Source organism: Frigoribacterium sp. PvP054 (assembly GCF_040547465.1).
Lineage (GTDB): Bacteria > Actinomycetota > Actinomycetes > Actinomycetales > Microbacteriaceae > Frigoribacterium.
In genome coordinates this window covers 1-10,718 of record NZ_JBEPPU010000009.1, presented here as the reverse complement: position 1 = coordinate 10,718, position 10,718 = coordinate 1, and the positions used below count along the sequence as shown (strand labels likewise).

Below are 10,718 nucleotides of genomic sequence, written 5' to 3'. Positions count from 1 at the left end.
ATGTCGGGGCTCGCCCTGGCCGTCGACCTGGGCGGCACCAAGGTGGAGGCCGCCCTCGTCGACGAGGGCGGCCGGATCGCCGGGGGCAGTCGGGTGCGCGCCGCCACGGGCCCGGCGGCCTCGCGGGCCGATCTGCGGGACGCCGTCGGCACCGTCGTCGACGGCGCCCTGGCCGCCCTCCCCGCCGGCGGCGAGCTGGTGGGGGCCGGCATCGGCTCGGCCGGGCCCGTCGACCTCGTCGCGGGCACGGTGAGCCCGAAGAACCTGCCCGTGCTCGCCGGGTTCGACCTGCTCCGGGAAGTCGAGGGCCGCCTCCCGGCCCTGCCGGTCCGGCTGCGCCTGGACGGCACCTGCATCGCCCTCGCCGAGCACTGGCGCGGAGCGACCGCCGGGCTCGCGAACTCGATGTCGATGGTGGTCTCGACCGGGGTCGGCGGTGGGCTGATCGTCGGCGGCGCCCTGGTGTCGGGCAGGACGGGGAACGCCGGGCACATCGGGCAGATCCACGTCGCGGGCTTCGGAGGGGAAGCAGGCGACGCCGACTCGACGACGCTCGAGGCCGTCGCGTCCGGGACGAGCGCGGTCCGCTGGGCCCGGAGCCACGGCTGGGCCGGGACCTCGGGCGAGGACCTCGCCCGGTCGTGCGCCGCCGGTGAGCCGACCGCCCTGGCCGCCGTCCACCGGTCCGCCGCCGCCGTCGGCCAGGCGATCGCCGGCACGACCACGCTGCTCGACCTGGACGCCGTCGCCGTCGGCGGCGGCTTCGCGGGGGTCGTGCCCGACTACGTCGACCTGGTGCGCCAGGCGGCCCGTCGGGCCACCGTGCTCGCCTACGCCGCCGAGGTGCTCGTCGTCCCGGCCGCCCTCGGATCCGCCGCTCCCCTGCTGGGAGCCGCCGCACTCGTCCACCGCCCCGACATGGTCGACCCGAACCGGGTCGACACACGGCGGCTGGTCAGCACCACCTGACACCGGGCGGCCCGACCGGGCCGCCCTGGTCACCGCACAGCCGAAGGAGCCTGAGCACCGATGACGACACCGACCGCCACCAGCCACCCCGACCACCCCCGCCACGACCATCCGTCCCGCACGACCTCGAGACCGACACGGAGGCGGTCGATCCGAGTGTGCGCCGTGGTCGCCACGGGCGTCCTGCTCGGCTCGCTCGCACCCCTGACGCCACACCAGGCGGAGGCCGCGTCCGCCGCGCCGCGCGCCGAGTGGACGACCCGGAACACCGAGTTCGTCACCCGGGACGCGTCACGCCTCCGGCTCGGGGGAGAGACCTTCCGGGCCAGCGGGGCCAACGTCTACTGGCTCGGCCTCGACGAGAACGTCGGCGGGGTCGACCACCCCACCTTCTTCCGCATCAAGGACACCCTCGACTCGGCCCACCGTGCCGGCATCACCGTCGTCCGCTCGCACATGGGCACCTCGACCGGCCAGGACGACGCGAACACGCTCGCGCTGATGCCGAGCCTGGGCGAGTACGACGACGACGCCTTCGCCACGATCGACTTCGCCGTCGCGTACGCCGGATCGCTCGGCATCCGGCTGGTCCTGCCGCTCACCGACGAGTGGGAGTACTACCACGGAGGCCACCGCGACTTCACGACGCCCCTGGGCCTCGAGTCCGCCGACTTCTACACGGACCCGCGGGCGATCGCCGCGTACCAGGACTACGTCGACCACGTCGTCGGGCGCACCAACGCGTTGACGGGCGTGCCCTACGCCGAGGACCCGACCATCATGGCCTGGGAACTCGGCAACGAACTCGAGGGCATGACCCTGCCGTGGATCGACGAGCAGGTCGCCCACATCAAGCGGCAGGCCCCGTCGCAGCTCGTGGCCGCCGGCCGACGGTTCGACGTCGACCCCGACACCCTCGCCTCGACGGCGCTCGACATCGTCGACGTCCACTACTACCCGCCGACGGCCGCCCGCGTCTCGGCGGACGCCGCGACCGTCACCGCCGCCGGGAAGGTCTACATCGCCGGCGAGTACGCCTCGACGGCGGCGACGCCCGCGCTCCTGGGCCCGATCGCCCAGGACCCGGCCGTCTCCGGGATGTTCGCCTGGTCGCTGTTCGGCCACGACGACCGCGCCGGCCTCGTGCCCCACGACGACGGCTTCACCTTCCACCTGCCCGGCGGGACGCCGTCCGAGGAGTCCCGGGCCGAGGCGATCCGCCAGTACGCCCGCGACATCGGCGTCGTGCTGCCCGCCCTGCCTCTCGAGGCTCCGCTCGTGACGAGCGTGCAGCGAGCCCAGGGCATCTCGACGATCACCTGGCGGGGGACCGCCGGCGCCACGGGCTACGTCGTCGAGCGACGGGTCGCCGACCAGCCGTGGGCGACCGTCACCGAGGAGGCGCTGGGCGCGTCGGCCGGGACCGTCACCGACGTCGGGTCCCCGGCCGGCGCCTCCTACCGGGTCCGGGCACTCGACGGCGCGGGGACGACCGGGCCCGCGTCCGACGTCGTCCGCCCGGACGGCGGCGACGTGCTCGTCGACCCCGTCCAGGACTGGCGCCTCTCGTCCGCGCACGACGGCGTGACGGTCGCGGCCGACCCCGACGGAGGGTCCGTCGTCGCGACGGACGGCACGTCCGGTTCGGTGGCCTGGCAGCGTGCCGGGCTCACACGGGCCGAGTTCCGGGTCGACGAGCCGGCCACCGCCCGCGTCGAGACGAGCGCGGACGGCAGCACCTGGGTGCCCGCCGCGACGGTCGTCTCCGACGAGGGCTCGGTCGTGGCCGACGGCCTCGCCGGTGACCACGTCCGGGTCGTGCTGACCGGTGACGCGCACCTCACGCGGGCCACGCTGCGGTCCGCGGCCGTCGACCCCACCACGTCGCCCGGGGCGTTCTCTCTCCAGGCGCCCCTCGACGGGACGACGGGCACCACCTCGACGCCGGACTTCACGTGGACGGCCGCGACCGACGCCGCCTACTACCGCTTCGCGCTCACGGACCCCGAGGGCACGGTCGTGGCCTCGGCCGACGGTCTGACCGGCACGTCGCACCGACCCGACGTCACCCTCGTGCCCGGCACGACCTACCGCTGGTCGGTCGAGGCCGTGAACGGCGTCGGCACCACGACGTCCGTGCCCACGACGGCGGCCTTCGCCACGCGTCCCCTGCCGACGGAGGCGCTCGTCGTGGAGGACTTCGAGGAGTACGCCGACGACGCGGCCCTCGCCGGCACCTACGTGCGCAACACCGGTGGCGGAGCCGTCACGCCCACCCTCGGCGAGAACCCGTCCACGGGCTCGCAGGCGGGCCGGTTCGCCTACGACCTCGCCGGCCCCGGCTACGCGGGCGTCGTCCGCACCCTCGCCGAGCCGCAGGACTGGTGGGGCTACACCGGCCTCTCGCTGTCGGTGCGCGCCCCGGCCGGTGACGACGTCACCGTGCAGATCGTGGCGGGCGGGTCGTACTTCGAGACCACCCTCGCGGTCGACGGGGAGGGCTGGCAGCAGGTCGACGTGCCCTTCGGCGCGTTCGGACCGCCCGCCTGGGCGGGCGACGCCGTCCTCGACCCGTCGAGCGTGACGCAGCTCGCGTTCTACCTCGGCGGCGACGGCGCGGGCGAGTTGCTCGTGGACGACGTCGTCACGACGGTCGACCCCGCCGCGGTCGTGCCCGTCGATCCGGGCACGCCGGGCACGCCGGGCACGCCCGGCACGCCGGGCGGTGGTGCCGGACCGGCCGCAGGTCCGGGGTCGGGTGCGGGAGGCGCGGTGCCCGTCGGCGGGACCGGCACCGTCCCGGCCTCCGCGACCACCGCCTCCACAGGTCTCGCCTCCACCGGCTCGACCTCGACCACGGCGCTCGCCCTGGCCGCCCTGGCATCGGTCATCGCCGGTGCCGTCGCACTCCGGGCCGCACGACGACGTCGGCTCGCATCGACGACCACCTCGGTGGTCGAGCGAGGAGAAGCATCATGACCGCACGTCCGAAGCGCACCGCCCTCGGGGTCGGCGTCGCGTTCCTCCTGGCGGGGGTCCTCGCCGTGGGTGCCCCCGCGGCGACCCCGGCCGAGGCGTTCAGCCCGACCGGCAAGAGCACGGTGCTGAACTACCTGGCGAGCATCAAGGGCCAGAAGACCATCAGCGGGCAGCACAACAAGGAACCCGCCGGGCAGCCGAGCCAGTACACGCAGCGCGTCAAGGACATCACCGGGGTCTACCCGGCGCTCTGGGGCGGGGACTTCCTCTTCGCCGCCTCCGACGTGGCGAACCGGCAGCGGGTCGTCGACCAGGCGAAGACGGAGTGGAAGAACGGCGCGCTCGTCTCGCTCACCTGGCACGTCTGCCCGCCGACGGTCGGCTCGTCGTGCTCGTGGGACGACGTCAACGCGAACCTGACGGACGCGCAGTGGACGCAGCTCACCACGAACGGGACGGCGTTGAACTCGGCGTGGAAGTCACGGCTCGACGAGGTCGTCCCCTACCTGCAGCAGCTGAAGGACGCGGGCGTGCCCGCCGTCTTCCGCCCGCTGCACGAGATGAACGAGCAGTGGGCCTGGTGGGGTGGACGCTCGGGGTCGGCAGGCTCCGCGAAGCTCTACCAGATCACCCGCGACTACCTCGCTGGTACGAAGGGCATGACGAACCTCATCTGGGCCTGGAACGTGCAGGACAACCCGGCCGGTGGCCTCGCCGGCTACTACCCGGGCAGCTCGTACGTCGACGTCGTCACCCTGGACGCCTGGTACAAGGCGTTCCCGAGTGCAGGCGAGTACCAGACGATGCAGTCCATCGCGGACGGCAAGCCCGTCGCGCTCGCGGAGGTCGGCAAGATGCCCACGTCGGCGCAGCTCGCCGCGCAGCCGAACTGGACGTGGTTCATGCACTGGTCCGAGCAGCTCGAGTCCGCGAACACGCACCAGGCGATCAAGGACACCTACGCGAACCCGCGGGTCCTGCACCAGGGAGACGTCGCGATCCCCTAGGACGGAGCAGGACGGGACGGGCTGGGCGAGGAGGCGGGGTGTCGGCGCGGGCTGCGCCGGCACGAGGTCAGCGGGGCGCGTCGACCAGCCGGGCCGAGACCGCCACCACGACGTCGTCGCCCGACAGGCCGGCCGAGGCGAGGTGCTCGCGCAGCGCGTCGGCCGCCCCCGCCAGCGTCTCGGGCGTCGGGGTGTCCAGCGCGGTCGCCACGTGGGCCGTGACCGAGACCGAGGCCCCCGACCGTTCGATCTCGACGAGGCCGGTCGAGCCCGCGAGGTCGAGTCCGGCGGCGACGACGCGCACGGCGCCCTCGACGACGGGGTGCGCGTCGAACACGTCCACGACCCCGGCGACCCGGCGCAGCACGTCGGTGAGCTCTCGGGACAGCGCGTCGTCACTCATCGGTCGTCCTCTCCGGCCACGAACACGTCGTCGACGAGGACGTCGACGCGCGTGACGGTCAGCCCGGTGTGCCGGGTGAGGGCCTCGGTGATCCGGGCACGCAACTCGTCCGCCACCGCGCCGAGGTCGAGGCCGTAGCGCGCCGCGGCCGTCACCCGGACGGCCACGTCGGCACCGGCGGTCGAGAGGTCGCCCTCGAAGCTCGTCGACCCGAGCACGACCCCCGGCTGGGCATCGCCCGCACGGCGCACGAGCCCCCGCGCGGCAGCCTCGGTGACGCTCAGCCGCACCCCGGCGTCGGGGTGGCTGATCGGGATCTCGCGTCCCCGGACGACCTCGCGCCTGATCGAGTCGAGCAGGCCGTCGATCCAGGCACCGTCGCGGTCGGGCCGGCGGGCGGCCTCGTGCTCGAGGGAGGCGCGGGACAGCTCGCGCACCCGGGCCAGCGACTGCAGGTAGAGGCGGCAGGCGGCCGAGCCCTCGATGGTCGCGTCGCGCGGGGTGCGGCCGGCGTCGAGGTAGTCGCTCAGACGGTCGACGGAGACGCCGTCGACGGTGTCGTCGGGTTCGGGTGGGTCGAGGGAGAGGTGGTCGTCGGTGCTCATCGCCACGCCTCCATCTCGGTGATCAAGAACGTCCGGGCCCGCGCGATCTTGCCGCGGACCGTCGAGACGGGCAGGTCGAGGGCCTCCGCGATGTCGGCGTACGAGTAGTCGGCCGTCTCTCGCAACAGCCAACACCGTCGTTGGTCGAGCGGCAGCTTGTCGAGGGCGGCCCACATGGCGTCGAGCTGCAGTCGGGCCTCGACCACGCGCTCGGGTGTCTCGTGCCGGGGAGCCGACACCTCGAGCCGGTCGACGTCGTCGTGGTCCCGCCGGACCCGCAACCGGTCGACGGCCTTGTTGCTCACGATGCGCATCAACCAGTTGCGCACCCTTGACGGGTCGTCGAGGTCGGCCAGGCGCCTCCACGCCGTCAGGAACGCGTCCTGGACGACGTCGTCCGACTCTAGCTCCGAGCCCAGGAGGCGCGCTGCGTAGACCCGCATCAGCGGTCCGTGCCGCCGGGCGATGACCTCGTACGCGTGGACGTCGCCGTCGCGGGCCCGGACCGCCAGGGTCGCGTCGGCCGCGGCGAGCAAGGGATCGGCGGGGCGGGGGTCGTCGGCCGGGGGGTCGGCGGGGCGGGGGTCGTCGGTGGAGATGACGACCTCCTCGGATCGGATCGACGGTGTGCCGGGACGCGTTCGTCCCTGGGTAAGTGACTACCACCCCGCGGCGGGGTCGGGGGACGTGATGGCCGATTAGTGAGTGCCGCCGGATCGTTCCCTGAAAGCTGGCTGACCCACCATGACATGCGGTGCGGCCGATGCGTCTGAATGATGTGTCCCGCTTCACGGGCACGCAGACACCGGTCGGGCTCACCCCCGGCCCCAGCGCAAGGAGAAACCATGAGCAACGTGACCCCCGCCACCAGCACCAGCACCGCTGCCGCCAAGAACACGCAGCACGACGCGGCCGGCAAGAACACCATCGCCGAGGGCGTCGTCTCGAAGGTGGCCGGCATCGCCGCGCGCGAGGTGCGTGGCGTGCACGACCTGGGCAACGGTGCCGCTCGTGCCATCGGCGCGATCCGCAACGTGATCAACCAGCAGGACCGCGGCCAGGGCGTCTCGGTCGAGGTCGGCGAGAAGCAGGTCGCCGCCGACATCGTCATCGTCGCCGAGTACCCCGTCGAGCTCCAGAAGGTCGCGGACGACGTCCGCGCGTCGGTCACCGAGGCCATCTCGCAGGTCGTCGGCATGGAGGTCACCGAGGTCAACGTCACGATCTCGGACGTCTACATCCCCTCCGAGGACGACAACAAGGACGACGCCGACGACAGCCGCGTCAAGTGACCGCCACGACCACCGGCATGCTGGTCGGCGCCGTCCTGGCGCTGACCGCCCTGGCCTTCGGATTCTGGGCCTTCGTGTTCGTCGCGATCGCCATGGCGATCGGTTTCGGCGTGGGACGCGTCGTCGAGGGCAAGCTCGACATCCGCGGCCTCGCCGACGCTCTCCGCGGGCGGCGGTCGTCGTGACCGCGGCGGTGACGGCCGACCAGGCCCTCCACGGCCGGAACAAGATCACGTCACGTGCCGTGCGTCGGGTCGTCTCGGCCGTCACCGCGGAGGCCCTCGAGGTCTCCGCGTCGAAGGTGTCGGTCGAGCTGGCCGACCACGACGGCGCACTCAGCGTGATCGCCAGGACGCCCATCCGCGTCTCGCCCCTCGGGGTGACCGAGCGTCGCTCGGGCACCCTGCTGGACCGTCTCACGACGGCCCAGACCACCATCCGTGAACGCGTCCTGCAGCTGACCGGGTCGAGCATCGACAAGGTCGACCTGCAGATCACGAGCGCCGACGTCCGAGAGAGGAAACGCGTCGCATGAGCACCGCATCGCTGTACAAGCGCATCGTGCGCCGCGAGACGCACTCGTCGCGAGCCGGCATCGCCATCACGCTCGCCGTGCTGCTGATCGTCGTGTTCGCCTGGATCGGCACCGAGTCGGTCCTCGAGGCCGTGGGCCAGGCACCCCTGCTGCTCGCACCGACCGACCTGGTCGCTGCGACGCTGGACGCCGCCAGCGCCCCCGTCGGCGCGTTGACCGCCGTCGCGGTCGTCGTCGCGTTGATCGGGCTCGTCCTGATCGTCGTCTCGCTCGCCCCCGGTCGCCGGGGTCGTCGCGGCGCGAAGGCCGACCGCACCGTGGCCGTGGTCGACGACCGGGTCATCGCCCGTTCGCTGGCCCGCACCGCGAGCTACGCCGGTGACGTCGACCCCTCGCAGGTCAGCGTCAGCGTCGGAAAGCGCAGCGCCCTCATCGAGGTGACCCGCACCTCCGGTCGTCAGACCGACGTGCGCAGCATCGACGAGGCCGTCCGCGACGAGCTCGACGCCTACGACTTCAGCCCGGCCCTGCGTCACAAGGTCAAGCTGTCCGAGAAAGGAACGGTCGGAGCATGAACAGCACCAACCGCGCTCTGAACCGCATCGTCGTCTTCGTCATCGGCCTCGTGCTGCTGCTCGCCGGTGGAGCGGTCGCCGTCGGTGCCCTCCTGCCCGACGTCCAGCAGACGGTCTCACAGGGTGCCTCCGACGCCAAGGGCCCCACCACGGACGCCCTCGACCAGCAGCCCTGGATACTCTGGGTCGTCGCGGTCGCCTGCCTCGTGCTGATCGTCCTGCTGGCCTGGTTCGCCCTGCGTCAGGGGCACGGCCAGACCGGCACGCTGCTCACCGTCGACGAGGGATCGCGAGGTGACCAGACCACCGGTGGTCGTCTGGTCATCGACGCCAAGGTCGCCGAACAGGTCCTCGAGGAGGCGCTGGCCGACACCCCGGGCATCGTCTCGGTGGACGTCACCGCCTTCCGCGTCAAGCGCGAGTCGGTCCTGCGGGTGACCGCGAACGCCCGCCGTGGCGTCTCGCCGACCGACATCCGTCGCAGCATCGACCAGGCCGTCGCCCACTGGGACGGACTGCTCGGCACCGAGACCCCCGTCGTGATCCAGATCAACGGCGGCCTCCGCAGCCAGATGTCGTCCGCGACCCGGCTCGACTGACGACCGTCGACACACCGCGCGGACGGCCCTCGATCGAGGACGGGGGCCGTCCGTCGCTCCACCCCACGCACCACGATGAAAGGCCGGTCTCATGAGCGAGTCCACCCACCACGTCACCCCCATCGACATCGACGCCGCGGCGTCCACCCGGGCCACCTCGCCCGAAGAGGTCCTCGAACACACCATCGGCGTCACCGTCCTCGGCGTCTCGGGCGTCCACGCCCTCGGCACCTCGACCCAGCGCCTCGCGGGCGCGTTGCGCACCGCCATCGGCACCGGCTCGGTGCCCGGCGTGCGGGCCGGCACCACCGACGAGGGTCTGATCGTCGACATCGCCGTCGTCGCCGAGTACCCCACGAACGTCACGACGCTCGCCGACACCGTCCGCACCCAGGTGCAGCACGCCGTCGGTCAGCTCGACGGCGAGGAGGTCACGGTCAACGTGACCGTCACCGACGTGCACGGCCCGTTCGACGCCGACGAGGACGCCGCCGACAAGGTGAACGCCGCGGCCGACAAGACGAAGCAGGCCGTCTCGGACGCCGGCGACAAGGTCGGAGCCGCCGCCTCGGCCGCGGGTGACCGTGCCAGGGAGGCCGGCGAGAAGACCAAGGCCGCCGCCGGCGAGGCGCGTGACCGGGCCGGAGCCGCGGCGAGCGACCTGTCCGACAAGGCCAGGGCCGCGGCGGACGACCTGTCCGACAAGGCCCGCCAGCTGGGCGACAAGGCCGGCGAGGTGGCCGAGCAGGCCGAGGCCACCGCTGCCGAGGTCGGCGAGAAGGCGGCCGACAAGGCCGACGACGTCGCCGACAAGGCGCGCGACGTGGCCGACCAGGCGAAGGAGGCCGCCTCGGACGCCCGCGATTCCGCCGTCGACACCGGGGCCGACGCCCGCGAGAAGACCGCGGACGCCACGGACGCTGCCCTCGACGCGACGTCCGACGTCGTCGCCGGTGCCCGCGAGAAGGCTGCCGACGCGGTCGACGGCGTGGCCGACGCGGTCGACGAGAACCGGGCCTCCGGTGACGACGCGACCCGCGCCTCCTCGGACGCAGGCGACGACGCGGACGGTGACGCCGACGTGGTCGTCACCGTCGACGGGGGCACCGTGACCGTCGAGGTCGACGCCGACAGCGACGCCCACGTCGTGGTCGACGGAGCCGACGCCCCGACGACGGAGAAGTGATGTTCGGCCGACGCACCACGACGACGACCCGACGCCCGCGCCCGCGCGCGGTCTGGGCCGCGCTGGTGACCTCGGTCGTGCTCTGCGGGCTGATCGTCGTCGGCGTGCTGCTGCCGGTCCTCACCCTGATCGGCGCGGCCGACGGCGGCACGGCCGGCGCCCTCGACGTGCCCGTCGGCTCGATCGCGGCCGCGATCGCGATCGGCTACGTGCTGGCGCTGCTGTTGCTGCTGCTCATCGTCAAGGTGCGCAACGGCGCCCTCGCCTGGGTGCTCGGCGTGGCCGCGGTGATCTCGACGCTCGTCGTGTCGCTCTGGCCCCTCGTGGCCGTCGCGATCGCCGGCGTCGACCAGGTGCAGGACGTGATCCCGTTCATCCAGGACCTCGTCGCGAGGTTCTGGCCGGGCAGCTGACGCGACCACCCCGAGGAGGGGGGGGGGGGGGGGGGCGCCGCCCCCCCCCCCCCCCCCCCGCCCCCCGCCCCCCCCCCCCGCCGGCGCGCCCGCCCCCCCCCCCCGGGGGCCCCCCCCGCGCCCCCCCCCCCCCACCCCCCCCCCCCCCCCCCCAC

The 10,718-nt window shown here is 73.5% G+C and carries 13 protein-coding genes; 10 read left to right on the top strand and 3 right to left on the bottom strand.

Features of this window, described 5'->3' with window-relative positions; translation table 11 throughout:
- Genes ABID81_RS11785 through ABID81_RS11775 form a run of 3 tightly spaced genes read left to right on the top strand, consistent with a single transcriptional unit; the run spans position 1 to position 4,955 of the window.
- Entirely contained in the window at positions 1-969 is a 969-nt protein-coding gene (locus ABID81_RS11785) for an ROK family protein (protein WP_354594980.1), read from the top strand.
- Positions 970-1,029: 60 nt separating this feature from the next.
- Positions 1,030-3,948, top strand: coding sequence for a carbohydrate binding domain-containing protein (locus ABID81_RS11780; protein ID WP_354594979.1), 2,919 nt, complete (start codon positions 1,030-1,032; stop codon positions 3,946-3,948).
- A complete protein-coding gene (locus ABID81_RS11775; RefSeq protein WP_354594978.1) occupies positions 3,945-4,955 on the top strand; it encodes a glycosyl hydrolase in 1,011 nt (336 codons plus the stop codon). The genes ABID81_RS11780 and ABID81_RS11775 overlap by 4 nt, the downstream gene beginning before the upstream one ends.
- Positions 4,956-5,022: 67 nt before the next feature.
- On the opposite strand, the gene ABID81_RS11770 is transcribed toward ABID81_RS11775, so the two are convergent.
- From ABID81_RS11770 to ABID81_RS11760, 3 genes are read right to left on the bottom strand one after another with little or no spacing between them, the layout of a single operon-like run.
- The gene (locus tag ABID81_RS11770) at positions 5,023-5,358 is read right to left on the bottom strand and encodes a hypothetical protein (RefSeq protein ID WP_354594977.1); all 336 of its coding nucleotides are present in this window, start codon (positions 5,356-5,358) and stop codon (positions 5,023-5,025) included.
- Entirely contained in the window at positions 5,355-5,963 is a 609-nt protein-coding gene (locus ABID81_RS11765; protein ID WP_354594976.1) for an Asp23/Gls24 family envelope stress response protein, read from the bottom strand. Before ABID81_RS11765 ends, ABID81_RS11770 begins: the two co-directional genes overlap by 4 nt.
- Positions 5,960-6,499: an RNA polymerase sigma factor gene (locus tag ABID81_RS11760; RefSeq protein WP_354594975.1), complete on the bottom strand. Its 540-nt coding sequence runs from the start codon at positions 6,497-6,499 to the stop codon at positions 5,960-5,962. Before ABID81_RS11760 ends, ABID81_RS11765 begins: the two co-directional genes overlap by 4 nt.
- A 309-nt stretch (positions 6,500-6,808) precedes the next feature.
- Between ABID81_RS11760 and ABID81_RS11755 the strand changes: the two genes are divergently transcribed.
- The 7 genes from ABID81_RS11755 (at position 6,809) to ABID81_RS11725 (ending at position 10,563) form a co-directional block, all read left to right on the top strand.
- Positions 6,809-7,255: an Asp23/Gls24 family envelope stress response protein gene (locus ABID81_RS11755; protein ID WP_354594974.1), complete on the top strand. Its 447-nt coding sequence runs from the start codon at positions 6,809-6,811 to the stop codon at positions 7,253-7,255.
- The gene (locus tag ABID81_RS11750; protein ID WP_054144850.1) at positions 7,252-7,440 is read left to right on the top strand and encodes a DUF2273 domain-containing protein; all 189 of its coding nucleotides are present in this window, start codon (positions 7,252-7,254) and stop codon (positions 7,438-7,440) included. Before ABID81_RS11755 ends, ABID81_RS11750 begins: the two co-directional genes overlap by 4 nt.
- On the top strand, positions 7,437-7,790 hold the full coding sequence (locus tag ABID81_RS11745; RefSeq protein ID WP_354594973.1) for a hypothetical protein: 354 nt from the start codon (positions 7,437-7,439) through the stop codon (positions 7,788-7,790). Before ABID81_RS11750 ends, ABID81_RS11745 begins: the two co-directional genes overlap by 4 nt.
- Positions 7,787-8,365, top strand: coding sequence for an Asp23/Gls24 family envelope stress response protein (locus ABID81_RS11740; RefSeq protein WP_194596207.1), 579 nt, complete (start codon positions 7,787-7,789; stop codon positions 8,363-8,365). The genes ABID81_RS11745 and ABID81_RS11740 overlap by 4 nt, the downstream gene beginning before the upstream one ends.
- Complete coding sequence (locus ABID81_RS11735; protein WP_354594972.1) at positions 8,362-8,964, top strand: Asp23/Gls24 family envelope stress response protein; 603 nt, start codon at positions 8,362-8,364, stop codon at positions 8,962-8,964. Before ABID81_RS11740 ends, ABID81_RS11735 begins: the two co-directional genes overlap by 4 nt.
- A gap of 91 nt (positions 8,965-9,055) precedes the next feature.
- Positions 9,056-10,150 (top strand): Asp23/Gls24 family envelope stress response protein, encoded by a 1,095-nt coding sequence (locus ABID81_RS11730; RefSeq protein ID WP_354594971.1) that lies wholly within the window; start codon positions 9,056-9,058, stop codon positions 10,148-10,150.
- Entirely contained in the window at positions 10,150-10,563 is a 414-nt protein-coding gene (locus ABID81_RS11725; RefSeq protein ID WP_354594970.1) for a hypothetical protein, read from the top strand. Before ABID81_RS11730 ends, ABID81_RS11725 begins: the two co-directional genes overlap by 1 nt.
- The last annotated feature ends 155 nt before the right edge of the window (positions 10,564-10,718 follow it).